The organism is Ruegeria sp. H4, assembly GCF_056533065.1.
Window position 1 is genome coordinate 810,120 of record NZ_JBQFOC010000002.1, and the last position, 25,377, is coordinate 835,496.

Below are 25,377 nucleotides of genomic sequence, written 5' to 3' on the forward strand. Positions count from 1 at the left end.
CGAGAAACCGCCCCGCTTTGCCGGGGCGTAATAACACGAGCTAAAGGGAGACCCTTTGATGGCACAATTCGACACGGTCCGGACGGTATCCGGCGCGCGCGCCGCCGAGATTGATCAGGGCCTGCGCGCCCATATGAACAAAGTCTACGGCACAATGTCCGTCGGCATGCTGATCACAGCATTGGCAGCCTGGGCGATTGCCGGGCTTGCGGTCACCAGCGACCCGTCAAATGCAGTGGCGCAGATCGGCGCTGACCGTTATCTGACCAGCCTGGGCGGAACCCTGTTTCTTTCGCCGCTGAAGTGGGTTGTCATGTTTGCACCGCTGGCCTTTATCCTGTTCGGCTGGGGCGCTCTGATGCGTCGCGGTTCCGCCGCGACTGTTCAGCTTGGCTTCTTTGTCTTCGCGGCCGTGATGGGCGTGTCGATGAGTTCGATCTTTATGATCTTTACGCCTTACTCGATCACACAGACCTTCCTGGTCACCGCAATCGCGTTTGGTGGTCTTAGCCTCTATGGCTACACCACCAAGCGGAACCTCAGCGGCATGGGCACCTTTCTTATGATGGGTGTGATCGGCCTGCTGGTGGCGATGGTGATCAACCTGTTCCTGCAATCGGGCGTGATGATGCTGGCCATCTCGGCCATCGGTATCCTGATCTTTGCGGGTCTGACCGCCTACTACACGCAGGACATTAAGAACACATATGTCGCACATGCCGCACATGGCGATCAGGAATGGCTGGACAAAGCCGCCTTTGACGGCGCGCTGAGCCTGTACATCTCGTTCCTGAACATGTTCCAGTTCCTGCTGATGTTCATGGGGCAACAGGAATAAAGCTTCACAGCATTGCAAATGCATATGGGCCGGTCGAAAGACCGGCCCTTTTCTTTTGTCCAACGTCATGTTGCAAAAGAAAACCCCCGCCTTTTAAGCGGGGGTATCCGAATAGAGATTGTTGGCTGTACTAGCTGCAGTTCAGTGGAACGGCAAAACCAGAGCTGCGGCTTGACGATCCTTTTCCGAAAACATCACCAGCTGCCAGACAGCCTGTAAAGCGTTCGGTCTCGTCTCCAAAGATTGCACCGATCGAGTTATCCACGCGTGTCGCGCTGTTGCGGGTGCGCAGAACACCATAGACCGTGCCGTTCACATCGACCGTGCTAAGGAACAGATCGGTCGCGCTGCCAGACAATTGCACCGCGTTGTCCGGGCTCACACCACCATTGTCGATGGCCACCCGCGCCTTTTTGATAGGGTCAACCTGATCACTAATTACAGCGATGGTTGGCAGTTCGGCCAGCTCTGCCGGAACATTGGTCGCTGGCGGTACAAAGGCGACCGCGCCGGGAACGTCCGAGATGGTGCGGGGTTCTCCATCAATTCCAGTGAACCCAACACCTTGCCGGTTAAAGGGATCTTCACAGGCCGCAACGGCCAGAACGATGGTTGTGGATAACAAGATTTTTTTCATGGCGCTCAACATTTTGTGGCGGTTTGCTGAACCGTACTTGCAGGTTTTGGCAAAAAGCAAGCCGCAGGCAAAACGATTGGCCCCAAGCGTGATGCGTCGCTGCAACGGCCCGTTGACCGATCGGATCGCTGTATTGCTTGTCACCGGGCAAGAAAATAGGCTCTGCCAAAGCAGAGCCTTTCCCGAAAGTCATAGTAGAAGGGCAGATTACTTAATCTTGCCTTCCTTGTACTCGACATGCTTGCGAGCGACCGGGTCGTATTTGCGAACGGTCATTTTCTCGGTCATGGTGCGCGCGTTTTTCTTGGTCACGTAGAAGTGGCCCGTGCCCGCGGTCGAGTTCAGACGGATCTTGATTGTCGTCGGCTTCGCCATGGTTATCTCCTGCGTCCGAAAAGGCAGGGCCCTTCGGTTGAATTCCTATGAGCGTGCGCTTTTACGCTGTGCACCGCCCATGTCAAGGCCAATCACACCTACAATGCGCAGGTTTTGTTGCTGACCTAACGAGGCAATGTCGGTGCGCCCATATAGGTGTGAATCTGATCCCGGTCGGCATCTGACAGGCCCAGAGCGGTTGCCAGTTGAAGCAGGTAGGATGCCTCACGTTCGTTATCCAATCGAATCGCGGCCAAAGAGGTTGCGTAGATCTGTGCCTTGAGGGGAGCCCCCACATCAGCAGCGAGTCCCATGACATCAATCGGCGCCTCCATCTGATCGAGGACAAAGGCGCGTTCCTCATCACTTATGTCGTCACCCAATTCGCCAACGATTGTCTGCTTTTCCTGTTCGTCCAGCTCTCCATCCGCCTTGGCGGCCTGGATCATGGCACGCAGCATGAGTTTGGCCTGCTCCTCCATCGCGGCCCCGGCTGGCGTGCCGCTGAGCACTGTTTCCATCATATTGGCAGTTTGCTGGCCGCTGGTTTTAGCTGCACCCTGCATCGCGTTGAGCAAACCGCCCAAACCCGCAGCCCCGGCTGCCCCGCCGCCCAGCCCCATCTTGCCGATCATGTCCTGCAATCCAGATGCGCCGCCCGGCATGCCAAACTGCTCGGCCATTTTTCCAAGCTGGTCCATGCCAAAACCACCGCCTGTGCCTTGCATCATGTTTTGCAAGCCGGCCATGCCGCCCATTTCCTTGTACTTTTCCATGCCCTTTGCCGCCGCAAAACCAACCGCAACGGATGCCAGTGTTTTTAGGAAACTCATACCGCTCCTCCCCGGTTCACAAAATCCATGTACGTCAGGGTAACAGCAGACGGGTTCTTAGAATACTGGCTGTGTGGCCGTGGGCGGATTGCCACTTAGCGGTCGGGTGATTTGAGATACGCGCGGAGGGCCTGTAAGCCGGATCTTGTTCCGGGGTTGCCCCCTTCGATGACCATTCCTCTAGGCCGCGCATTGCTGCGCGGCTCAAGCTGCCAACCCGGTCCCTCTGGGCCAAAGACGTGCTTAGCGGCGGTATCGGCTTGCGCCGACCGGCCCGCGCGGGGACCCTATTTGGCATTGCTCCCGGTGGGGCTTGCCGTGCCGCCCCTGTTGCCAGGGGCGCGGTGGGCTCTTACCCCACCGTTTCACCCTTACCTTTGACCAAAGCCGCAGGCGGTCTGATTTCTGTGGCGCTTTCCGTCGGGTTGCCCCGCCCGGGCGTTACCCGGCACCGTTGCCTTGTGGAGTCCGGACTTTCCTCTCGGGTCTTGCGACCCCAGCAGCCATCCGGCCCTCCGCGCAAAAGCCCGACTAAACGTCCGCTCGGATACCGTCAAGTCGTTCCATCAACCCTGCCAACCTTTCGATATCTCCCATGTCCTTTTTGGACAGCGGACCGCTTCGCGTCGGAAAAAACCGACTTCTGAAGGCTTTCAGTAGATCTTCGGTCGGGGCTTCTGGATATCCCGCTCTCATCGCAGTGAACGCAAAGTGATTTTCATCTGGCGGCATTTCATCGAGACAAATTCCCTTGAGAAGCGTTGGCCCAACAGCCAGTCTGCCACGCGCAAGGCGGTCCCAATCAAACTTGGGTCCGGGATCAAATTTTCGCTGGGGTGCCATGTCCGAATGCCCGATTACATTCCATGGTTTGATCCCCAAACGGTCTTGAACATCCAACAGCAGGTTTTCCAAAACAGACATTTGCAGTTCCGAAAACGGAACCTGCCCCGTATTGTCCAATTCGATCCCGATAGATCGCGAATTGGTGTCACGTCGCCCGCGCCACTCCCCTACCCCGGCATGCCAGGCACGGTCTTCTTCGCGCACCATTTGCCAAAGCGTACCATCATTGCCGATCAGGTAGTGTGCCGAGACCTCAGCCTGTGGGTCGCAAAGCCGATCCAGCGCCGCTTCTGCGCTACCCATCGCGGTATAGTGCAGGACAATTAGCTGAGGACTAAGCCCATCCCGTCGCGCGCCGAAATTGGGCGACGGATGCCAGATGGCTGAGGGGTGATCAGTTGCTGACAGCACTGCGGAACGGGCTGGGATCCCAGTTACAGGCAAAGCCATCCCCATCCGGGTCCAGCCCCTTGCGGTCGCGCTGAGGGCCACCGCTGGTCAGGAATTCGATCTGCGCCTGATCCGCCGATGGGAACCGAGCGCAATTGCGTTGTGCCTTGGCTTGAAGGTTAAAGCCAGCCCGGCTGTACAGCTGGGTTCCAACAGGGTTTGTGGTGCTGAGCGCATATTGCACGATATTGGGTTGGCCATCTGCGCCACGTTCGGGGACGGCGGTTGGGGCGACAACCTCGTAGGTTTCGCGATTTTGTTCAATCCGTGCCGCGTCAGATTCGATGCTGCGACGGCCCGAGACAGCCGCGAAATCCTGTTCGTCAGAAATCGCCGGATTGCTGGGCGCTGGACCAGTTTGAACAGTCTGGCCCGAGGTGCTGGCCAGCGCAGCAGCAGCCTGGTTGGCGATATCCGCATTCTCACCAGTGGCGAGTGATTGCGGCAAGGCAGAACCTGGTGTGCCCAAGGGCTGTTGCGAGACATCGACTGGTGCCAGCAATGGGTTGTCGACGGTCCCTTGCCCGGCCAATTGTGCCTCACGTTGGGCCTGATAGGCTGGCGTGTTAAATCCCGTTTCCTGCACCGGCGCGACTGTATCACAGGCCGCGACAAGGGCGATTACAGGAACCAAAGCAAAAACACGCATTCAACCGCTCCGTTACTCGTGATCAGGCAGCCTGAGACTTACCACCATTTTGCTGGCTTTGCCACAAACCCGGCGGCGTTTTCCAACGCATAGGCGGTGTTGAGCAGGTCACCTTCATCCCAAGGCCGTCCGATCAGTTGCAGACCCAGCGGAAGCCCTTGTTTGTCGAGGCCCGCGGGTACTGAGATGCCCGGCAGACCGGCAAGGTTCACGGTCACGGTGAAGACGTCGTTCAAGTACATTTGAACAGGATCGGCTTCGGTCATTTCACCCAAACCGAAGGAGGCGGACGGGGTGGCCGGGGTCAGGATCGCGTCGATGCCTGCGGCGAAGACATCCTCGAAGTCTTTCTTGATCAAGGTGCGAACTTTGCGGGCGCGGTTGTAATACGCGTCGTAGAAGCCCGCCGACAGCACGTAGGTCCCGATCATCACGCGGCGCTGAACTTCGTGGCCAAAGCCTTCGGCGCGGGTTTTTTCGTACATTTCGGTGATGCCGTCGCCCTGCGCCAGCTGAGCGCGGCGCCCGTAGCGGACGCCATCATAGCGGGCGAGGTTCGAGGATGCCTCGGCAGGCGCGATCACATAGTAAGCGGGCAGCGCGTATTTCGTGTGCGGCAGCGAGATGTCGACGATCTCAGCCCCGGCGTCTTTCAGCATCGCCGCACCGTCGGCCCACAGCTTTTCGATTTCGGCAGGCATACCGTCCATGCGGTATTCCTTGGGGATGCCGATCTTTTTACCCTTGATGTCGCCGGTTAGCATCGCCTCGAAATTCGGCACGGCCAGTTCGGTGCTGGTCGAGTCCTTCGGGTCGTGTCCACACATCGCTTCGAGCATGATCGCCGCGTCACGCACGTTCTTGGTCATCGGACCAGCCTGATCCAGCGAGGATGCGAAGGCCACAATGCCCCAGCGAGAGCAACGGCCATAGGTCGGCTTGATGCCGGTGATGCCAACAAAGGCGGCGGGCTGGCGGATCGAACCACCGGTATCGGTGCCGGTCGCGGCCAGACACAGGTCAGCCGACACGGCGGAGGCCGAGCCACCCGAGGAACCGCCCGGTGTCAGCTGCGCGTCGTCATTGCCGCGCCGCCAGGGGCTGACTGCGTTGCCATAGACGGAGGTTTCGTTGGACGAGCCCATGGCGAATTCGTCCATGTTCAGCTTGCCCAGCATCACGGCTCCGGCATCGGCCAGTTGCTGAGAAACGGTGGATTCGTATTCGGGTTTGAACCCGTCCAATATTTTCGAGGCCGCCTGTGAGGGTACGCCCTTGGTGCAGAACAGGTCCTTGATGCCGATCGGCAAGCCACACATAGACGGCGCTTCGCCGCCCTTGATGCGCTCGTCCGCTGCCTTGGCACGCTCCAGCGCGATTTCAGGCGTTTTGTGGACAAAAGCGTTCAGCGCGTCGGCGTCATCAATGGCCTTCAGGCAGGACTCGGTCAGTTCCACCGAGGTCACATCACCCTTGCGCAGCGCGTCGCGGGCCTCGGCCAGGCCCAGTTTGTTCAGATCGCTCATGTCTTACTCCACCACTTTGGGGACTGCGAAAAAGCCTTCGCGCGCGTCGGGTGCATTGGCCAGAACCTTGTCCTGCTGGTTTCCGTCTGTGACCACATCTTCACGACGCTTCAGGCGCATCGGCTCGACCGAGACCATCGGCTCGACCCCATCGACATCCACTTCGTTCAGTTGCTCGATGAATCCAAGGATGGTGTTGAACTCGGATGCCAGCGCCGGCAGCGCCTCATCCTCGACCTTGATACGGGCCAGTTTCGCCACCTTGGCGGCGGTGCTTTGGTCAATCGACATCGGAAACCCTCATATGCGTTAGGGGGCATTTACCTGTCTGTCGCCGCAGTCGCAAGGCCAGTAGGCCCCGACAAGGGACAAGTTATCGTGCCGGATTTCACCACCCATTCGCTGGTGAATAGCCGGTATGCACAAAAGTAAACCAATTAGTTCACTTCAAATCTTGAAAAACTAAACCGAACTGTTCATTTCATCTGTTGTGAAACGACACAAACTTGGAGACAGAACATGAAAAGCCTCATCACTGCCGTTACGTTGTCCGCCTCTCTTCTGGCCGCACCGGCCATGGCGATGGGCATCAGTTCACTGAACCTGACCCGTGATCTGACCTTCCCAACCCCGATCACCGAGCCGGTCACGCAAGATCAGGTCAAACCGGGCAAGTAAGCAGATCACCTGCCCCTCTGCCGGGTCAGATTCCCCCTCATCTGACCCGGCCATGTCAGAATTGGGTGCTGCACATGTTGTGGCATCTCGCTACGGTGGCTTATCAAGATTGTGCGGATCGCCAAGATCCGCAAAAGCCAACGGAGTAAAACATGAGCGCGCGCAAACAAGCAGTTCTGGATGCCATTGACGCGGCCAATGCACATGATCCCAATGTTGATAATGGACAGCCCGAAGCTTTGCTGTATGGCAAACGCATGAGTGCAGAGATTGACCGGCTGTTTCCCGAAGCCTCGGACGCGCTACAGATTGCAGCGCGCGGACAGCATATCGAACGCTGGAAACTGGCGCGGAGCGAGTATCCCGAGGGTCGCGCCGGATATCTGGCTTGGCGCAAGGCGCAGGGTGTACATCATGCAAATACCGTAATGTCCTTGATGACCGAAGGTGGGTACAGCGAACCGGAGATCGACGCCGCAGGCCGCATGTTGCGCAAGCAGGGCATCAAACGCGACGCCGAGGTTCAGGCACTGGAAGATGTAATATGCTTTGTCTTTCTGAAATGGTATTTCCAGCCATTCGCAGACAAGCAATCCCCGGAAAAAATCCAGAGCATTGTCGAAAAGACCGCACGCAAAATGTCACCCGAAGGGCGCGCCCGGGTTTTAGTTGAATTTGACCTGCCGGAGCACCTGGCTGCCGCCTTTCATGGCTGACACAGCGGATGCGCTGAACCAGGTTCATTAATCGTGCGTTAACCAACGCCAGGTTAACTGTGCATGAACCATATTCAGCCCATATGGGCGCTTCTTAACTCCAATTTCCGGGTCAAAGATGTCCAGAAATCTGTGTCTTGTCGTCGGCATTCTATTTGCCTTGGTCGGATGTCAGGAAATGCCTTCCAGCAAACCGGATGCAAAAGTCATTGCGATAGGCGATTCGCTGATGGCGTGGAACTCACCCTCGGGTTCATCTATCCCCGATGTTATCGAAGAGACGATTGGTGCCCCGGTCGTTGACCGCACAGTGTCTGCAGCTTGGCTGCAAACGAAATTTGACCCGAATGGCGCACCTGAATCTGGGGTTCAAGCGCAATATGCCGATGGCGATTGGTCATGGGCAGTTGTAAACGGCGGTGGTAATGATCTGATGCTGGGTTGCGGATGCACCCGCTGTGATGCCGTTCTGGACAATATGATCTCGGCTGATGGTCAGCATGGTCAAATACCGCAGTTCCTGAGCCGGATTCGGGCAACTGGCACCCGCGTGATTTATGTCGGCTACTTGCGCAGTCCCAATCTGATCACACCGATCGAACACTGCAAAGCCGAAGGCGACGAATTTGAAGCCCGCATTGCCAAACTGGCACAGCAGGATAAGGGGATTACCTTCGTCTCATCTCAGGATGTGGCGCAGCCCGGCGATGCCTCATATTTCTCGTTTGACCTGATTCATCCATCGCGTAAATCCAGCCGGATCATCGGTCAGCGCGTTGCAGCCGTTATCAAAGCGCAGGGTATTTGACGGCGCACGCTCGCATGCGGATCAAAACCCTGCGATAGGCCTCAATCATCCAACCGAGCATGGTGGCATTCAGGATATGCCACATGAAATGTGTGCCAATCGGAAACTGCGAACAGATCGGGTGATCCAAAGAACGGAACGTGATTGACAGGATTAGAATGAACGCGCCAATCGTCATATCCCTTGCAAACTGCGGTTGCCGCTGGCGCAGTAAATAGGCGTAGATCAGGATCAACAAGGGCACAGGTGCATAAGCGGCCGAGCTGCCAAGGCCAGGCACCCACTGGAACACAGGGATCGTCGCCGCTGCGTAGGGGACAAACAAAATGGTCCCGCCCAGCGCATATCCCCACGGCATGCGCCAGATGTTTTTGTTTACGGCAAAGATGTAGATCAAGATGAACAGCAGGATCGGCGTGACATCGGCGACGGCCGCCCAGACCTGTGCATGGGTATGAAACAAATAGCTGCCGACACCGATGACCCCCAGCACCAGAACCAGCCCCATCGCAAGAGGCATGTCTTGCCCGCGCACCCGCCGCCACATGATAAAGGCCGAGATCAGAAAGGCAGCGTTGGTGATCGCATTGATCGGCTCAGCCCAATAAGCGGCTGACAGTCTTTCGCAATAGCTGTCGATTTCCTGCATCCAATCCATAGAATTTTACATAGCGGATGCTAGGCTGGTGCCAAGAGGCATCATCGGAGGATTTCAGTATGAACATCATTTGGTTGGGACATGGCAGTTTCCGCATCGAGACCGGCGGTCAAGTGCTGTTGATTGATCCCTGGCTGACGGGTAACCCGGTTCTGCCCGAAGACCAGCATGACGCCGCATTGGACAGGGCAACGCATATCTTGCTGACTCATACGCATTTCGACCACGTGGTCGATGTGCTGCCTTTGGCCAAGCACCTGAAGGTACCGGTTGTGGGTCAGTACGATCTGATGGGCTATTGGGCCGAGGCCGAAGAGATCGAAACCATCGGTTTCAACAAAGGCGGAACCGTCAACCTGAACGGCGTCAAGGTCACAATGATTCCAGCCTCGCACAGTTCCACATTCTCTACACCTGACGGGCTGCGGACTGGCGGTAGCGAGGTCGGTTATATGATCGCCACCGAGGGGCGCATGCTTTATGTGTCGGGCGATACAGACATCATGGCCGACATGGACTGGATGGGGGATTATTACAAACCCGATATCGGCATCCTTTCGGCAGGTGGCCATTTCACCATGGATATGAAGGCGACAGCCTATGCCGCCAAGCGGTATTTCAACTTCAAGACGGTGATTCCCTGCCACTACAAGACCTTCCCGATCCTAGAACAATCCGCCCAGGCGCTTGTCGACGGGTTGCCGGGGGTCGATGTGATAGAACCCGAGGTTATGCAAGCGATCACGCTCTGATGCCGGCCTCGGATTTCAGCACGCAGGAATACGCTGACCGTTTGGCCAAGACCCGCGCAGCTATGGCGCAGCGCGGGGTTGAGACTTTGCTGATCACTGATCCCTCCAACATGGCCTGGCTGACGGGCTATGACGGATGGAGTTTTTATGTACCCCAAATGGTGATCCTGCCTGCAAAAGGCGCGCCCCTTTGGTGGGGGCGCACGCAAGACAAGGCGGGCGCAGCCCAGACCACATGGCTGGACCCGTCAGACCTGTTGGACTGGCCCGAAGAACATGTTCAGCACCCTGATCACCACCCCGTCGACGCGCTGGTCACTACGCTGCGCGATCGAGGTTGGAACACCGGGCTGGGTGTCGAGATGGACAACTATTACTACTCGGCCGCCAGCCACCAGGTTCTTGAACGCGCCTTTGGCGAATTGATCGACGCCACCGGCCTTGTGAACTGGCAGCGTGCGGTCAAAAGCGAGGCCGAGATCGCGATGATGCGCAAGGCGGGTCAGTTGACGGCGCATATGCACGAAGTATTGCGTGCGACATTTCGTGAAGGTCTTCCCAAAAACCAACTGGTTGCCGAAGTGCAAGCGGCAGGCATTGTCGGACTTCCCGGCTTGGCTGGGGACTACCCTGCGATTGTGCCAATTGCGCCGTCGGGCCGCGAAGCCTCGGCCTCGCATATCACTTGGAACGACAGGCCTTTGGCACGTGGCGAGGCAACCTATTTCGAAATCTCGGGCTGCTATCGCCGCTATCACTGTCCAGCCAGCCGCAGTCTGTTCCTGGGTAACCCACCAGACGATATCCGCCGGGCTGAAGCAGCAGTTCTGGCCGCGATTGAGGCAACTTTGGCAGCCGCCCGCCCCGGCACCACATGCGAGGAAATCGCCGCCTGCGTTTATGACAGCTTTGCCCGTGCCGGATATGAGAAGCGCAACCGCACTGGATATCCGATTGGGCTCAGCTATCCGCCCGACTGGGGCGAGCGCACCATGAGTCTACGGCCCGGTGACACAACGGAACTGCAGGAAAACATGACGTTTCATTTGATGCCAGGTCTGTGGACACTGGATTGGGGTTTAGCGATTACCGAAAGCTTTGTCGTGACCCCCAATGGCGGGCAACCACTGGCCGATATCCCACGCGAGATGGTGGTGAAGCCTTAAGCGCGTTGCGCCGCGAAAAAACTTCTCAGCAATTCGGCGGATTCCTCTGCGGCGATACCGTCATAGATTTCGGGCTGATGATGGGCCTGCGGATGCGAAAACACCCGCGCACCGTGGGCAACGCCACCCGATTTCGGATCGGACGCGCCATAGTAAATGCGCCGGATACGGGCCGCGGCCATCGCTGCAGCGCACATGGCGCAAGGTTCCAGTGTGACATAAAGATCATGGCCCGGCAGCCGTTCTGACCCGGCTTCGGCGCAGGCGGCGCGCAAGGCCAGTATTTCGGCATGGGCCGTTGGGTCGTTCAACTCGCGCGTTCGGTTGCCTGCTACGGCAACAACCTTACCATCAGGCGAGACGATGACGGCCCCAACTGGAACCTCGCCCCGTTCGGCGGCCGCGCGCGCCTCGGCCAACGCCTTGTCCATATGTGAGTTGAACGCCATGCCTCTGACTGCCTCAGAAACCTGCCTTTCGCAAGCGGGCGCGATGAGGTATGGCCGAGGCCATGAGCAATACCCCTCCTCCCGGCGACCGGATCGCCAAAGTGCTGGCCCGTGCAGGCGTCGCCTCGCGGCGCGAGGCTGAACGCATGATCGAAGCAGGCCGCGTTGCGGTCAATGGCAAGGTGATCGACAGTCCCGCCCTGAATGTGACCGCCAAAGACAAGATTATTGTCGACGGCAAACCGGTTTCTGAACCCGAACCTTCCCGCCTGTGGCTCTATCACAAGCCGACCGGCCTGGTGACAACGACCAAGGACGAAAAAGGCCGCGCGACGATCTTTGATGAACTGCCCGAGGATATGCCGCGTGTGATGTCCGTGGGTCGACTGGACCTGAACTCGGAAGGCCTGCTGCTGCTGACCAATGACGGCGGCATCAAGCGCAAGCTGGAACTGCCTTCAACCGGGTGGCTGCGCAAATACCGCGTGCGGGTCAACGGACGCCCCAAGGAAGAGGATTTTGCCCCCCTGCGCAAGGGGCTTGTGATCGACGGGGAACGGTTCCAGCCCATGACCGTGTCGCTGGATCGCCAGCAAGGTGCGAATGCCTGGCTGACCATCGGTCTGCGCGAAGGCAAGAACCGAGAGATTCGCCGCGCAATCGAGGATATCGGTTTCACTGTAAACCGCCTGCTCCGCGTCTCTTATGGCCCCTTCCAGCTGGGTGACCTGAAACCCGGTCAGGTTGAAGAGGTCCGCCGCCGTGTTATGCGTGACCAACTGGGGCTGGATGGGGGTGCTAAACCCGAGGGCACCGCCAAACGCGCTGCTCGCCCGCAACGCAAACGGCCTGCAATCGGCAAGAAACCCCGCAAGTGATGCGGGTTTAGCAACCTTCCCCCTAGCGCCAAGCCTGCGTATCCCCTAGATTTTCTGGGAACGCTGCGATTTGGGGGGCTGAATGTCCGGGAGCGGAGTGCAAAAACTGGCCTATGCGGCCCTTCTGGTGCTGTTGTTCGGCGTCTGCACCGGGCTGCTGGGAGGGCTGTAGCCATGGCCAAACGGTTTGGCGGCAAATATAGCCCGCAGGGCGGGTCTGAGCCAGATGGTTCACCGCCGCGCGGCCAATTTGATGGCGCGCGTGTCGAACCTGCGGGTGCGCGTGCCAACGTTCTGTTCATTCCAGCAATCCCATTGGTCTTTTTGTCGCTGAATGACGGTGCAATTGGCATGACCATGGGCCTTGTGGCGGCCGGTATGTTGACAGCTGCTGCTTTTTTTCTGCGTGAAGGACTGCGAGCCGAAGCCGCCTATAACGCACGCAAAACCGCCCGCCGGCCCGCCTTTCCGCGCAAGATCTTTGCCAGCATACTGACCGGTCTCGGCACCGCGCTGGCCGCTTATCGGAGCGAGTATCTGGATGCCGAGGCCGTTGGCCATGCCAGCCTTCTGGCACCCGTGTTGTTCGGCACGGCGGCCACTGTATTGCATTCAGTCTCCTTTGGCTTTGATCCGCTGAAGAACAAAGGCATGGAAGGCATCGACACATTTCAGCAAGACCGCGTGGCCCGCGTGGTTGATGATGCCGAAAAGCACCTGACCCAGATGACCGATGCGATCAAACGCGCCGGTGATCGCCGGATCGAGGCCCGCGTCGAACGGTTTCAGGACACCGCCCGCGATCTGTTCCGCACGGTCGAAGAAGACCCACGCGATCTGGCTGGTGCCCGCAAATACCTGACCGTGTATCTACAAGGTGCCCGCGACGCGACTGTGAAGTTTGCCGATGTCTATGCCCGCACGCGGGACGGACAGGCCCTGGCCGACTATTCGGCTCTGCTGGATGATCTGGAACAGAATTTCGCCGCGCGCACGCGCAAAATGCTATTGGATGACCGCAGTGATCTGACGGTCGAAATTGACGTGTTGCGCGACAGGCTGCAGCGCGAAGGCGTCCGGTTGGACTGACCGGCCACACAGTAAGCGAGGAACATCCCCATGTCCGATGAGATCAAGAGCAAGGCGGTCGAAGCCGAAACCCTGGTACAGGAAGTCACAGCGGTGGCCCTGCCGGAACCAAAGACCGAGCTTGTTTCGCTGGAAGAGGCCGACGAACCGGTCGGCGCGGAGATTCGCAAACGCATGGGCGAAATCGATATGGATGACACCAACTCGATCGTGTCCTTCGGATCATCCGCACAGGCAGAGTTGCAGGAAATCAGTCAGGCCATGCTGGCCGATGTGCGCAACAAGGATGTGGGCCCCGCCGGGGACAGCCTGCGCAACATCGTGACCACAATCCGGGGCTTCTCGGTCAGCGAGCTGGACGTGCGTCGCGAACGCAGTTGGTGGGAAAAACTGCTGGGCAAGGCCGCGCCTTTTGCCAAGTTCACCGCGCAATACGAAGAGGTTCAAAGCCAGATCGACCGCATCACGGACAATCTGCTGAGCCACGAACATACGCTGCTCAAAGACATCAAATCACTGGACCTGCTGTATGAAAAGACGCTGAGTTTCTATGACGAGTTGGCGCTTTATATTGCAGCGGGCGAAGAGAAGCTGACCGAGCTCGACAGTCATGACATTCCCGAAAAGGAAGTCGAGGTTCAGGCCGCGCCTGAGGAAGAACAGGTGATGAAGGCGCAGGAACTTCGTGATCTGCGCGCCGCGCGTGACGATCTTGAACGCCGGGTACATGACTTGAAACTGACCCGTCAGGTGACAATGCAGTCGCTGCCATCAATCCGATTGGTTCAGGAGAACGACAAATCGCTGGTCACCAAGATCAACTCGACCCTGGTGAACACCGTGCCTCTGTGGGAAACCCAGCTGGCACAGGCCGTCACCATTCAGCGCAGCGCCGAAGCTGCGGCTGCTGTGCGGGATGCCAATGACCTGACCAACGAACTTCTGACCGCAAACGCGGCCAATTTGCGCGAAAGCAACAAGATGATCCGCGAAGAGATGGAGCGTGGTGTCTTTGATATCGAGGCCGTGAAACAGGCGAATGCCGATCTAATCGGAACGATCAATGAAAGCCTAGCTATCGCCGACGAAGGCAAAGCCAAGCGCGCGGCAGCCGAGGAAGAGCTTAAGAAGATGGAAACCGAACTGCGCGACACGCTCGCTGCTGCCAAAGCACGACGCGATGGAACTGGCGACAACGCCGGAACAGCCGTTCCAGGATAAGGCAGGCAGGGGTGCGGCCTTTGACCCATACAAAGCTGGGCCTCGGGGTCGCTGCGCTGCTGACACTGGTCGGCTGTGAAGAGGTCCTGACGCCGTCTGCCGCGCCGGAACCGCGCCCAGTGCTCCCGCCGCCAGCGGCCAATGCCTATGTGCCGCCGTCTGCCGCCAGTCAGGATCTGGCGCGTTTCTATCAACGTATCGAGCGCGACTTGTTGGCACGCGGTTTACTACGAACTGACGGGGGCGGCCCGGATACGCCGTATGATGCGAGCGATCTGGAACGTAACTTCGAGGCGATTGCATTCTATAGCGAATACCCGAACCACAGTATCTCAATCGGGTCGCGCCAGACTGACGGGCAGCTCAGCCGTTGGGTTGGCCCCGTTCGCATCCAGACCGAGTTTGGACCATCGATACTGCCGGCCACACGCCAGAAAGATGCCGCAGACGTGCGATCGTATTCGGCGCGACTGGCGCGGCTCACCGGGCATTCGATTTCGATCGTCACTCGCAAGCCCAATTTCCACGTATTCTTCGCGGGTAAGGATGACAGTGCCTATGTGGTGTCTCGCCTCAGGCAGTTGATTCCAAACATAAGCCAAGCCTCGCTTGATCTGGTGGCCAACCCCCGTTCGAATTTCGATTGTTTTGTATTCGCCTCGGCGAATACCTCATCGCCGAACAAATATGTGCGGGCGGTCACCCTGATACGGTCCGAGCTGCCAGATCTGGTGCGGCTCAGTTGTATTCACGAAGAGATTGCGCAAGGTCTGGGCCTGTCCAATGACAGCCCCGCCGCGCGCCCGTCGATCTTTAACGACGATGACGAGTTCGCACTGCTGACAAGTCATGATGAGAAACTGCTGCAAATGCTTTACGATCCGCGCCTCAAGCCCGGTGTATCGGTCGATCAGGCCCGCCCCGTGGTGCGGATCATTGCGCGTGAACTGATGGGTCAGCCGCTCTGACCCCTAAAGACAGGAGACCCCAAATGGGAATTTTCGATTTTTTGACCGGAGAGTTCATTGATGTCATCCATTGGGTGGATGACACCCGCGATACCATGGTCTGGCGGTTCGAACGCGAGGGGCACGAGATTAAATACGGTGCCAAGCTGACTGTGCGCGAAGGTCAGGCGGCCGTTTTTGTGCACGAGGGGCAATTGGCGGATGTGTTCACGCCCGGTCTTTACATGCTTGAAACCAACAATATGCCGATCCTGACGACCCTTCAGCATTGGGATCACGGCTTTCAGTCGCCATTCAAATCCGAGGTCTATTTCGTCAACACCACCCGGTTCAACGACCTGAAATGGGGCACGAAGAACCCGATCATGCTGCGCGATCCGGAGTTCGGCCCGACGCGGATCCGGGCCTACGGCACCTATACCGTGCGGGTGAAGGACCCGGCCAAATTTCTGGTCGAGATCGTCGGTACCGATGGTGAATTCACCATGGACGAGATCAGCTTTCAGATCCGCAACATCATCGTGCAGGAATTTAGCCGCGTGATCGCGGGATCGGGCATCCCGGTTCTGGATATGGCGGCCAATACCGCCGACCTGGGCAAGCTGATCGCGGCTGAGGTGTCGCCCGTGTTGGATAGCTACGGGTTGGAAATGCCCGAGTTCTACATCGAGAACATCTCATTGCCACCCGCCGTCGAGGCCGCTTTGGACAAGCGCACCTCGATGGGACTGGCGGGTGATCTGGGCAAGTTCACCCAGTATTCAGCAGCTGAGGCTATGACGGCAGCGGCCAATAATCCCGGTCAGGGTGGCGGCATGGGTGCGGGCCTTGGCATGGGAATGGGCATGGCGATGGCCAATCAAATGGCGAACATGGCAGCGGGCCAACCGAGCGGCCCGTGGGGATCTTCCGCCCCCGCTGCCCCACAACCGGCTGCACAGATGGCACCGCCTCCCCCGCACCCGGTTGAGCATGTGTGGCATATCGCAGTAGACGGTCAAACAACCGGGCCGTTTTCCAAGGCCAAGATGGGCCGCATGGCCGCTGAAGGAGAGCTAACGCGCGACACCTATGTCTGGACAGCCGGTCAGGATGGATGGAAAAAGGCCGGGGACGTTCAGGAACTGGCGCAGTTGTTTACCATCTTGCCGCCTCCTCCGCCCGGAGCCTAAGCCGCACGATGACCGAAGAACACCGTTTCCCCTGCGCCCAATGCGGCGCGGATTATCGGTTCAGTCCGGGTGATGGCACGCTAACCTGTGATCATTGCGGTCATTCCGAGCCGATTGGCTCGGGGCCGTGGGGCGGTGCAAGCCTACGCGAGCTGGATTTTGATGCCGCGATTGCGGATCGGCTGCCCGACAGTGAGATCGAAGAAACGCGGGTTCTGACCTGTTCCAACTGCGCCGCTCAGGTCGAGTTTGACCCAAACACTCACGCCGCTGAATGCCCGTTCTGCGCGACACCCGTAGTGACAGATACCGGGGTGAACCGCCATATCAAACCAAAGGGCGTGCTGCCTTTTGCGCTGGATGAACGTACAGCCCAGAAAGCCATGAATGATTGGCTGGGCAAGCTGTGGTTTGCACCGAATGGATTGCAGGAGTACGCACGCAAAGGGCGCAAGATGCAGGGTATTTATGTGCCCTACTGGACCTTCGATGCGGATACCAAATCCAGCTATCGCGGCGAGCGCGGGGTGGTCTATTACGAAACCCGCACAGTGATGCGCGATGGCAAACGGGTTCAGCAACAGGTGCCCAAGGTCCGCTGGACCCCCAAATCCGGTCGGGTTGCGCGGTTCTTTGACGATGTTCTGGTGCTGGCCTCTCATTCCTTACCCAAAAGCTACACAGATGCGTTGGAGCCCTGGGATCTGCCCGCTCTGGAACCGTATCAGCCCGAATACCTGGCCGGGTTCCGGGCCGAGGCCTACACAGTCGAGTTGCGTGATGGGTATACCGAAGCGCGCCATCATATGTCCCGCGTGATCGAGCGGGATGTGCGCTTTGACATTGGTGGAGACCGACAGCGCATTCATTCGGTTGAGACCGATGTCAGAGATGTGACCTTCAAGCATATCCTGCTTCCGGTCTGGATGGCCGCCTATAAGTACCGGGGTGAAACCTACCGTTTTGTCGTCAACGGTCGCACCGGGCGCGTCCAGGGCGAACGGCCTTGGTCTACGGTCAAGATCGCGATTGCTGTGGGGCTGGGCCTGATCGTCGCGGCCGGTGTTGGCTATCTGGTGGCGACGGGTCAGCAATAGCCCCCCTTGCGCAGGATCGGGGCTGCGGCCATCTTCAGCCGGAATTCTGCAAAGGAGAGCGCGTTTATGACATTGTCTGCTTTGAATAATTTGCTCGAGCAGCGACATTCCTGCCGGGCTTTTCGCCCGGACCCGGTTCCCACGCAGCAGATAGAGCAGATCGTCGCCAGCGCCTTGCGCGTGCCCAGCTGGTGCAATGCGCAGCCCTGGCAATTGGTGATCACACGAGGTGAGGAAACAGACCGCTTCCGGCAAGCCTTGCAAAACGAGGTTGCAACTGGACAGCCCACCCCTGACATTCCCTTCCCGACCTCCTATTCCGGCCCTTATCAAGACCGTCGCCGTGCCTGCGGTTGGGCACTCTACAAGGCGGTCGGCGTCGAGCGTGGCGACCGGGAAGGATCCGCAAAGCAAATGATGGAAAACTATTCGCTGTTTGGGGCACCCCATTGCGCGATCCTGTCCAGCCCGGCTGAACTCGGCCCCTATGGCGCAATGGATTGCGGCGGCTTTGTCACCGCTTTCACACTGGCAGCCCAAGCGCTTGGAATTGCTAGCATACCTCAGGCGGCAGTTGCCGCTTATGGGCCGTTTCTTCATCGATATTTTGATATCCCCCAAGATCGCCTAATCTTATGTGCACTCTCATTCGGGTATTCCGATACGGACCACCCGGCCAACAGTTTTCGGACGGATCGTGCTGCCTTGGGTGACATTGTCGATTGGCACGGTTAAACCCACCGGGAATACTGGGGAGAGAGCTATTGCGTGCGCTTCTACAACGCATTTCACAGGCCCGCGTTTCGGTGGATGGAGCAATTGTCGGACAATCTGGTCCGGGGCTGATGGTTTTGGCCTGCGCCATGCAGGGCGATACCGAAGAGCATGCGGAAAAGCTGGCTGCAAAGATTGCCAAGCTGCGTATCTTCAAGGATGAGGCAGGCAAAATGAACCGCTCGATCCTCGATACCGGAGGGTCCGCCTTAGTGGTTAGCCAGTTCACGCTGGCCGCAGACACCTCGCGCGGGAATCGCCCGGGCTTTGCCAACGCCGCACCTCCCGAAGATGGTGAGCGTCTGTATCTTGCCTTCGCCCGATACCTGTCGTCTCACGGCATTGCCGTCGAGACCGGGCAATTCGGCGCAGATATGGCAGTTGAACTGGTCAATGACGGCCCGGTTACGATCTGGATGGAAAACTGATGACCCGCATTGAACAAGCAATCGAGTTTTGGAAGTCAGGCGTTGCGGCGGTTGATGGTTTCACAGCCACCAAGACAGCCTTGCCCGGTATCGCGCAGCCCGATCGCATCCTCGCCGTTGGAAAACCCGCCGCTGCAATGGCGCGTGCGGCATTGGATCAGTTTGGCAACGTACCAACGCTTGTCGTCACCAAAGATGATCATGGGCGCGATCTGCCCGTAGGTGTCGAGGTGATAGAAGCCTCGCATCCTGTGCCGGATCAACGCAGCCTGAACGGTGGCCGCGCCCTACGTGAAGCGGTTGAGGCGATGGAACCAGGCTCTCATCTATTGCTGTTGGTGTCGGGGGGCGCGTCTTCGCTGGCCGAAGATCTTGTGCCGGGGAAATCGCTTGAAGACCTTGCCGAATTGAACCGCCACTTGCTGGCGGAAGGGTTGGATATCGTGGCGATGAACGCTGAACGGCGGAAGTTGTCGCGGGTCAAAGGAGGTGGGCTGCTGTCTCACTTCAACGGCGCCAAAGCCACAGTGCTGGCGATTTCTGATGTGCCCGGCGACGATGTGAATGTGATCGGGTCAGGTATCGGCACCCTGCCCCAGACCTATGAGTTCGACGCAACCGCCCGCATCGTCGCCTCAAACGCCCATGCCCGGGCGGCGGCTGCAAAGGCCGCACAGACAGCGGGCCTGCAGGTATGGGCAAATGAAGAAGCCCTGCATGATGATTATCTGGCCGTTGCGGCAGATGTGGGATCGAAACTGCGCGGCATGGAAAGCGGTGCGATGGTGTTTGGCGGTGAGCCCACTGTTGTTCTGCCTCCCACCCCCGGTCGGGGCGGTCGAAATCAGGCGTTGGCGCTGGCGTTGGCCAAAGAAATCGCTGGTCTGGAAGGGCTTACCGTTGTTGTGGGCGGAACAGATGGCACAGATGGTCCCACCAAAGCGGCAGGCGGTGTTGTGACTGGAACGACCTGGACAGATAGCGCCCAAGGTGCCCTGAATGCAGCAGATAGCGGCACTTATCTGGAACAGGCCAATGCGCTGTTGGTGACTGGACCCACCGGAACCAATGTAATGGACCTGATTGTCGCAATCCGCGACTGATTTGGCGTTTCTCATGCTACCAAGCAGATTTCATTCGCCATCTTTGTCTGATCGCTACCCACGGCACCGTCAGCTACATGTTCGAATGGCCAAAATCAAAGAAACACAGCGCCATGCGCCACACGTCCAAGTGAGATATTAAATCTTGCCGGGCTGGCCCAAATGCGCCAACGTTGACTCATGCGTCAATAACAAGCCCTTGAAGGGCAATATTCACTCAACTGGGAGAGATTACAGATGAAAGAACAACTAACCCATATGGCAGGCCAGGTCACAGCGGGGAAACTGACGCGCCGTGAGTTCATGGGCAAAGCTGCCGCTCTGGGCGTGTCGGCCGCTGTCGCCAGCACGATGTTCGCCGATGCTGCGCGTGCCGCCAGCCCGAAGAAAGGTGGCGTTCTGAAATTCGGCCTTCAGGGCGGCGAATCCACCAACTCGCTCGATCCGGCCACCTATGCAAGCTCGGTTCCGTTTCAGAACGGTAAGCAGTTTGGCGACCAGCTTGTCGAAGTTGCAACTGATGGCACCATCGAACCACGTCTTGCGGAGAGCGTAGAAGGCAGCGCCGACGCGAAAGTCTGGACCTTCAAACTGCGTCAGGGCGTCGAGTTCCACAACGGCAAAACCATGACCAGCGAAGACGTGCTGAAGACCATGCAACGCCATTCGAACGAAGATTCGCAATCCGGTGCGCTGGGTATCATGCGCGGCATTGAGTCGATGAAGGCCGATGGCGACAACTTCCAGGTCACCCTGAACGAGCCAAATGCTGACCTGCCCTATCTGTTGGCGGACTATCACCTGATCGTCCAACCCGATGGTGGCATGGAAGATCCAGGTGCTGGCATCGGCACCGGTCCTTATCAGGTCGAGGTCAACGAGCCCGGCGTCCGCCATACCTATAAAAAATTCGCAAACCACTGGAACTCTGATTTTGGACATTTTGACGGCGTCGAAATCGTCGTCATCAACGACGCGACTGCTCGTACTGCCGCGCTGCAATCCGGCCAGGTTCACGCGATCAACCGGGTCGAGCCCAAGGTGGCCGATCTGCTGGGACGCGCACCCAACCTGACCGTGCATTCGACAGCAGGCCGTGGCCACTATGTGTTCATCATGCATTGTGACACTGCACCGTTCGATGAAAACGAACTACGCTTGGCGCTGAAACATGCGATCAACCGTCAGGAACTGGTTGACAAGGTGCTGCGTGGCTATGGCTCGATCGGGAATGACATGCCGATTAACGCCGCCTATCCGTTGTTCGACGGCTCGATCCCGCAGCGTGAGTTCAGCCTGGAAAAAGCCGCCGACCACTACAAGAAGTCCGGCCATGATGGATCGCCCATCATCCTGCGTGTTGCTGATGGAGCCTTCCCGGGTGCCGTGGACGCCGCAGCCCTGTTCCAGCAAACGGCCGCACAGGCAGGCATCCCACTGGAGATCAAGCGCGAACCCAATGATGGCTACTGGTCCGAGGTCTGGAACGTTCAGCCCTTCTGCGCCTCGTATTGGGGTGGTCGTCCGGTGCAGGATCAGATGTATTCGACAGCCTATCTATCGAGTGCGGACTGGAACGACACGCGCTTTAAAGTGCCCGCTTTCGACGAGCTGCTGTTCTCTGCACGTGCCGAGCTGGACAACGACAAGCGCAAGGACATCTACAGCCAGATGGGCCAGATGGTCCGCAACGAAGGCGGCCTGATCTGCCCGATGTTCAACGACTTTGTTGAAGGTGTCAGCAATGATCTGGCCGGTTGGGAAACTGACCCGACCCAAGAGATGATGAACGGCAACATGTCCCGCAAGATGTGGTTCGCGTAACTCGGGCCACGGATCATGCATCCTATCATCAAACTGGTTTCCCAGCGCCTCGCGCTGGGACTCCTGCTTCTCTTCGGTGCATCGGCTCTGATTTTCGGCCTCACCGAAGCTCTTCCTGGGGACGCGGCACAAGCGGTCCTTGGACAATCCGCAACCCCCGAGGCGCTGGAGAATCTGCGCGAAGAAATGGGCCTGAACCGCCCGGCCTTGACCCGTTATGCCGAATGGTTGGGTGGTATTGTGCAGGGCGATCTGGGTCAGTCCCTGACCAACAAGCTCGACATTGCTGAAAGCATTGGTAAACGGTTGGGCAACACCCTGTTTCTGGCCTGTGCTGCCGCTGTTGTCTCTGTTCCCCTTGCCATCTTTCTGGGTTTGCTGGCCGTGCGTTACCGCAACCGCTGGCCGGACAAGCTGATCTCTGCCATCACGCTGACAACGGTTTCGATCCCGGAGTTCCTGATCGGCTACGTGGTAATCTACTTCGTTTCCGTGAAACTGGGTTGGTTCTCGTCTCTGGCCATGATCAACGACTCGATGTCGTTCGGAGAGAAACTGAACGCAATCGCATTGCCCGCTTTTGTTCTGACTCTGGTCGTGCTGGCGCAGATGATGCGCATGACCCGTGCGGCGATCTTGAACCTCATGCAATCCGCTTACATTGAGACGGCCGAGCTGAAGGGCCTGTCGAATTTTCAGGTCATCGCGCGCCATGCGTTCCCGAATGCAATCTCACCCATCGTCAACGTGGTGATGCTGAACCTGGCCTATCTGGTCGTCGGCGTCGTCGTGGTCGAGGTGGTGTTCGTCTATCCCGGCATGGGTCAATACCTGGTGGATTCGGTGACCAAGCGTGACGTACCGGTTGTTCTGGCTTGCGGCGTGGTTTTTGCCGCCGTCTATATCGGGCTGAACATGGTGGCTGACATCGTCTCGATCCTGGCCAACCCAAGACTGAGGCATCCGAAATGATGAAGAATATTCCTATTTCGGCAATGATCGGTCTGTTCTTTACAGGATTGTACTTTTTCATCGCTTTCGCAGCCCCGTTGATCGCCCCCTACGGCATGGCCGAAGTGGTTGGCGATGTGTGGGAGCCGTCCAGCGCCGAGCATCTGCTGGGCACCGACAATATCGGGCGCGATCTGCTGACCCGCATGATCTATGGCGGGCGCACCACGATCTTTATCGCGGCGGCGGCCACTATCCTCAGCTTCGTCACCGGCACCTCTCTGGGCCTTTTGGCGGCTGTTCTCGGCGGTTGGGCCGATCAGGTGCTAAGCCGAGCAGTTGATCTGGTCATGTCGATTCCGACACTGATCCTGGCGCTGGTTATACTGGCAATCGTTCCGGTGACTGTACCGATCCTGATCCTTGTGATGGGTCTGTTGGACGCCACGCGCCCCTATCGCCTGTCACGATCTGTCGCCGTGGACATCAACGTGATGGACTATGTCGAGGCTGCCAAACTGCGTGGCGAAGGCCGCGGCTGGGTTATCTTCCGGGAAATCCTGCCCAACGCACTGTCGCCCTTGGTGGCTGAATTCGGCCTGCGGTTCATCTTCATGGTTCTGTTCATCTCGACCCTGTCTTTCTTGGGTCTGGGCGTACAGCCGCCGCTGGCGGACTGGGGTGGCATCGTGAAGGAAAACAAGGATGGCATCGTCTATGGCATCGGCGCAGCGCTTTATCCTGCGGTAGCCATTGCGACATTGGCCATCTCGGTCAACCTGGTGGCTGACTGGGTCCTGAACCGCACCACATCGCTGAAAGGAGGCCGGGGATGAGTGATACCCTTCTCAAGGTCCGCGACCTCAAGATCGGCGCGACCGTCTATCCGCCGGGCGAAAAGCCCCATGACATCGAAATCGTGCACGGGGTCAGCTTTGACCTCGAACGCGGCAAAGTGCTGGGGCTGATCGGTGAATCCGGGGCCGGTAAATCCACCATCGGTCTGGCCTCGATGGCCTATGGCCGGGGCGGTGTGAAGATCACCGGCGGCGAAGTCTGGGTCAATGGGCGCGATATCATGAAGTCCGCCCTTGGCGATATTCGCAACCTGCGGGGTGGCGAAGTCAGCTATGTCTCGCAGTCTGCCGCCGCGTCCTTTAACCCCGCCAAGAAGATCATGGATCAGGTTGTAGAGGCGGCTGTTGAGCACAAGAAGTTCAGCCGCAAAGAGGCCGAGGCCCGTGCGCGCGAACTGTTTGCCAAGCTCGGTCTGCCCGATCCGGACAACATCGGGGATCGCTATCCGCACCAGGTTTCGGGTGGTCAGCTGCAGCGCTGCATGACCGCGTTGGCGTTGTGCCCCGAACCTGATCTGGTGGTGTTTGACGAGCCGACCACGGCGCTGGACGTGACAACTCAGATCGATGTTCTGATGGCCATCAAAGAAGCCATCGCAGATACCGGTGTTGCCGCGCTTTATATCACGCACGACCTTGCTGTCGTGGCGCAGGTGAGCGACGACATCATGGTGCTGCGCATGGGCAATACAGTCGAATATGGCAACACCGATCAGATCATCAACAACCCGCAAGAGGAGTATACCAAGGCTCTGGTCTCGGTTCGGTCCATCGAGCATGAAGAGAAACAGCCAACATCGGAACCAGTGTTAAGCGTCGACGGGATCACCGCGCGCTATAAGGGGCTGAACTTCGACGTGCTGCACAACATCAATGTCGAACTTCATCCGGGGCAGACACTGGCGGTTGTGGGTGAATCCGGCTCGGGTAAGTCTACGCTTGCCCGTGTGATCACCGGCCTGCTGCCACCGCGTGATGGTGAGATCACGTTCAACGGGCGCAAACTGTCTGCGGATCTGAAAGGCCGTACGCGTGAGGACCTGCGCGAGTTGCAGATGATCTACCAGATGGCGGATGTCGCGATGAACCCACGCCAGACCGTCGGCACCATCATTGGTCGACCGCTGGAGTTCTACTTCAACATGCGCGGCGCAGAAAAGCGCAAGCGGGTTGTCGAACTGCTGGATGAGATCGAGTTGGGCGAGAAGTTCATCGACCGCTACCCGGCTGAGCTGTCGGGCGGTCAGAAACAACGTGTCTGTATCGCACGCTCGCTGGCGGCAAAGCCCAAGATGATCATCTGTGATGAGGTCACCTCGGCGCTTGATCCGCTGGTCGCGGACGGCATCCTCAAACTGCTGCTGGACCTGCAAAAGATCGAGGATGTGGCTTACCTGTTCATCACCCACGATCTGGCGACGGTCCGCGCGATTAGCGATAGCATCGCAGTGATGTATCAGGGCCGCGTTGTGCGCTACGGGCCCAAAAGCCAGGTGCTGAGCCCGCCCTTCGATGACTATACGGACCTGCTGCTCAGCTCGGTCCCCGAGATGCATCTGGGCTGGTTGGAAGAGGTTGTCGCCCACCGCAAGATGGAGAGCGCCGGGAACTGAACACACAGTAACAGTTCCATG

28 protein-coding genes and 1 other RNA gene are annotated in these 25,377 nt (G+C 58.3%); 19 read left to right on the forward strand and 10 right to left on the reverse strand.

The window, feature by feature from the left end:
- Window positions 1-58: 58 nt before the first annotated feature.
- A complete protein-coding gene (locus tag ACR0KG_RS15555) occupies window positions 59-838 on the forward strand; it encodes a Bax inhibitor-1/YccA family protein (protein WP_170531842.1) in 780 nt (259 codons plus the stop codon).
- A gap of 130 nt (window positions 839-968) precedes the next feature.
- Here ACR0KG_RS15555 and ACR0KG_RS15560 read toward each other — a convergent pair whose 3' ends face one another.
- The 8 genes from ACR0KG_RS15560 to gatC form a co-directional block, all read right to left on the reverse strand.
- Window positions 969-1,475: a hypothetical protein gene (locus ACR0KG_RS15560; RefSeq protein ID WP_480547422.1), complete on the reverse strand. Its 507-nt coding sequence runs from the start codon at window positions 1,473-1,475 to the stop codon at window positions 969-971.
- 207 nt (window positions 1,476-1,682) lie between these two features.
- Entirely contained in the window at window positions 1,683-1,850 is a 168-nt protein-coding gene (gene rpmG, locus ACR0KG_RS15565) for a 50S ribosomal protein L33 (protein WP_005630270.1), read from the reverse strand.
- A 125-nt stretch (window positions 1,851-1,975) separates the two neighbouring features.
- Window positions 1,976-2,683: a DUF533 domain-containing protein gene (locus tag ACR0KG_RS15570; RefSeq protein WP_480547420.1), complete on the reverse strand. Its 708-nt coding sequence runs from the start codon at window positions 2,681-2,683 to the stop codon at window positions 1,976-1,978.
- Window positions 2,684-2,801: 118 nt separating this feature from the next.
- Window positions 2,802-3,202: RNase P RNA component class A (gene rnpB / locus ACR0KG_RS15575), an RNA gene on the reverse strand.
- Window positions 3,203-3,214: 12 nt separating this feature from the next.
- Window positions 3,215-3,940, reverse strand: coding sequence for an N-acetylmuramoyl-L-alanine amidase (locus ACR0KG_RS15580; protein ID WP_480827780.1), 726 nt, complete (start codon window positions 3,938-3,940; stop codon window positions 3,215-3,217).
- Window positions 3,924-4,628: a hypothetical protein gene (locus ACR0KG_RS15585; RefSeq protein ID WP_480827781.1), complete on the reverse strand. Its 705-nt coding sequence runs from the start codon at window positions 4,626-4,628 to the stop codon at window positions 3,924-3,926. Before ACR0KG_RS15585 ends, ACR0KG_RS15580 begins: the two co-directional genes overlap by 17 nt.
- Window positions 4,629-4,666: 38 nt before the next feature.
- On the reverse strand, window positions 4,667-6,154 hold the full coding sequence (gene gatA, locus ACR0KG_RS15590; protein ID WP_480827782.1) for an Asp-tRNA(Asn)/Glu-tRNA(Gln) amidotransferase subunit GatA: 1,488 nt from the start codon (window positions 6,152-6,154) through the stop codon (window positions 4,667-4,669).
- A gap of 3 nt (window positions 6,155-6,157) precedes the next feature.
- Window positions 6,158-6,445 (reverse strand): Asp-tRNA(Asn)/Glu-tRNA(Gln) amidotransferase subunit GatC, encoded by a 288-nt coding sequence (gene gatC, locus ACR0KG_RS15595; protein ID WP_480540396.1) that lies wholly within the window; start codon window positions 6,443-6,445, stop codon window positions 6,158-6,160.
- Window positions 6,446-6,673: 228 nt separating this feature from the next.
- Here gatC and ACR0KG_RS15600 point away from each other — a divergent pair, with 228 nt between their 5' ends.
- The 3 genes from ACR0KG_RS15600 to ACR0KG_RS15610 all read left to right on the forward strand — a co-directional run bounded on the left by ACR0KG_RS15600 (window position 6,674) and on the right by ACR0KG_RS15610 (window position 8,356).
- A complete protein-coding gene (locus tag ACR0KG_RS15600; RefSeq protein ID WP_170531829.1) occupies window positions 6,674-6,832 on the forward strand; it encodes a hypothetical protein in 159 nt (52 codons plus the stop codon).
- A gap of 152 nt (window positions 6,833-6,984) precedes the next feature.
- Window positions 6,985-7,548 (forward strand): DUF4202 domain-containing protein, encoded by a 564-nt coding sequence (locus ACR0KG_RS15605; RefSeq protein WP_480827783.1) that lies wholly within the window; start codon window positions 6,985-6,987, stop codon window positions 7,546-7,548.
- Between the two features lie 178 nt (window positions 7,549-7,726).
- A complete protein-coding gene (locus tag ACR0KG_RS15610) occupies window positions 7,727-8,356 on the forward strand; it encodes an SGNH/GDSL hydrolase family protein (RefSeq protein ID WP_480827784.1) in 630 nt (209 codons plus the stop codon).
- Here the strand turns inward: ACR0KG_RS15610 and ACR0KG_RS15615 are convergent.
- The gene (locus ACR0KG_RS15615) at window positions 8,337-9,014 is read right to left on the reverse strand and encodes a ceramidase domain-containing protein (RefSeq protein ID WP_480827785.1); all 678 of its coding nucleotides are present in this window, start codon (window positions 9,012-9,014) and stop codon (window positions 8,337-8,339) included. The genes ACR0KG_RS15610 and ACR0KG_RS15615 overlap by 20 nt on opposite strands.
- Window positions 9,015-9,073: 59 nt before the next feature.
- On the opposite strand from ACR0KG_RS15615, the gene ACR0KG_RS15620 reads away from it, so the two are divergent.
- Together ACR0KG_RS15620 and ACR0KG_RS15625 are read left to right on the forward strand one after the other, a co-directional pair.
- Window positions 9,074-9,766 carry a metal-dependent hydrolase gene (locus ACR0KG_RS15620; RefSeq protein WP_480827786.1) on the forward strand — a complete coding sequence of 231 codons (693 nt, stop codon included), beginning with the start codon at window positions 9,074-9,076 and terminating at the stop codon, window positions 9,764-9,766.
- Entirely contained in the window at window positions 9,766-10,932 is a 1,167-nt protein-coding gene (locus ACR0KG_RS15625) for a M24 family metallopeptidase (RefSeq protein WP_480827787.1), read from the forward strand. The genes ACR0KG_RS15620 and ACR0KG_RS15625 overlap by 1 nt, the downstream gene beginning before the upstream one ends.
- Here the strand turns inward: ACR0KG_RS15625 and ACR0KG_RS15630 are convergent.
- A complete protein-coding gene (locus ACR0KG_RS15630) occupies window positions 10,929-11,381 on the reverse strand; it encodes a nucleoside deaminase (RefSeq protein WP_480827788.1) in 453 nt (150 codons plus the stop codon). The two genes, ACR0KG_RS15625 and ACR0KG_RS15630, sit on opposite strands and share 4 nt — an antisense overlap.
- A 62-nt stretch (window positions 11,382-11,443) precedes the next feature.
- Between ACR0KG_RS15630 and ACR0KG_RS15635 the strand changes: the two genes are divergently transcribed.
- From ACR0KG_RS15635 to ACR0KG_RS15695, 13 genes are all read left to right on the forward strand, one after another.
- Complete coding sequence (locus tag ACR0KG_RS15635) at window positions 11,444-12,259, forward strand: pseudouridine synthase (protein ID WP_480827789.1); 816 nt, start codon at window positions 11,444-11,446, stop codon at window positions 12,257-12,259.
- Between the two features lie 174 nt (window positions 12,260-12,433).
- Complete coding sequence (locus ACR0KG_RS15640; RefSeq protein ID WP_480827790.1) at window positions 12,434-13,348, forward strand: 5-bromo-4-chloroindolyl phosphate hydrolysis family protein; 915 nt, start codon at window positions 12,434-12,436, stop codon at window positions 13,346-13,348.
- A 30-nt stretch (window positions 13,349-13,378) separates the two neighbouring features.
- Window positions 13,379-14,569: a toxic anion resistance protein gene (locus ACR0KG_RS15645; RefSeq protein ID WP_480827791.1), complete on the forward strand. Its 1,191-nt coding sequence runs from the start codon at window positions 13,379-13,381 to the stop codon at window positions 14,567-14,569.
- A gap of 11 nt (window positions 14,570-14,580) precedes the next feature.
- The gene (locus ACR0KG_RS15650; RefSeq protein ID WP_480827792.1) at window positions 14,581-15,537 is read left to right on the forward strand and encodes a DUF2927 domain-containing protein; all 957 of its coding nucleotides are present in this window, start codon (window positions 14,581-14,583) and stop codon (window positions 15,535-15,537) included.
- Window positions 15,538-15,560: 23 nt separating this feature from the next.
- Window positions 15,561-16,709, forward strand: coding sequence for an SPFH domain-containing protein (locus ACR0KG_RS15655; RefSeq protein WP_480827793.1), 1,149 nt, complete (start codon window positions 15,561-15,563; stop codon window positions 16,707-16,709).
- Window positions 16,710-16,717: 8 nt separating this feature from the next.
- Window positions 16,718-17,806, forward strand: a complete 1,089-nt coding sequence (locus ACR0KG_RS15660; RefSeq protein WP_480827794.1) for a TFIIB-type zinc finger domain-containing protein — start codon at window positions 16,718-16,720, stop codon at window positions 17,804-17,806.
- A gap of 66 nt (window positions 17,807-17,872) precedes the next feature.
- Complete coding sequence (locus tag ACR0KG_RS15665) at window positions 17,873-18,541, forward strand: nitroreductase (protein WP_480827795.1); 669 nt, start codon at window positions 17,873-17,875, stop codon at window positions 18,539-18,541.
- A 29-nt stretch (window positions 18,542-18,570) separates the two neighbouring features.
- The gene (dtd, locus tag ACR0KG_RS15670) at window positions 18,571-19,008 is read left to right on the forward strand and encodes a D-aminoacyl-tRNA deacylase (RefSeq protein WP_480827796.1); all 438 of its coding nucleotides are present in this window, start codon (window positions 18,571-18,573) and stop codon (window positions 19,006-19,008) included.
- Window positions 19,008-20,111: a DUF4147 domain-containing protein gene (locus ACR0KG_RS15675; protein WP_480827797.1), complete on the forward strand. Its 1,104-nt coding sequence runs from the start codon at window positions 19,008-19,010 to the stop codon at window positions 20,109-20,111. Before dtd ends, ACR0KG_RS15675 begins: the two co-directional genes overlap by 1 nt.
- Window positions 20,112-20,348: 237 nt before the next feature.
- The gene (locus ACR0KG_RS15680; RefSeq protein ID WP_480827798.1) at window positions 20,349-21,935 is read left to right on the forward strand and encodes an ABC transporter substrate-binding protein; all 1,587 of its coding nucleotides are present in this window, start codon (window positions 20,349-20,351) and stop codon (window positions 21,933-21,935) included.
- 15 nt (window positions 21,936-21,950) lie between these two features.
- Window positions 21,951-22,907, forward strand: a complete 957-nt coding sequence (locus ACR0KG_RS15685; RefSeq protein WP_170531799.1) for an ABC transporter permease — start codon at window positions 21,951-21,953, stop codon at window positions 22,905-22,907.
- Window positions 22,907-23,722, forward strand: coding sequence for an ABC transporter permease (locus ACR0KG_RS15690; protein ID WP_170533053.1), 816 nt, complete (start codon window positions 22,907-22,909; stop codon window positions 23,720-23,722). The genes ACR0KG_RS15685 and ACR0KG_RS15690 overlap by 1 nt, the downstream gene beginning before the upstream one ends.
- Window positions 23,719-25,356 carry an ABC transporter ATP-binding protein gene (locus ACR0KG_RS15695; RefSeq protein WP_480547386.1) on the forward strand — a complete coding sequence of 546 codons (1,638 nt, stop codon included), beginning with the start codon at window positions 23,719-23,721 and terminating at the stop codon, window positions 25,354-25,356. The genes ACR0KG_RS15690 and ACR0KG_RS15695 overlap by 4 nt, the downstream gene beginning before the upstream one ends.
- Window positions 25,357-25,377 lie beyond the last annotated feature (21 nt).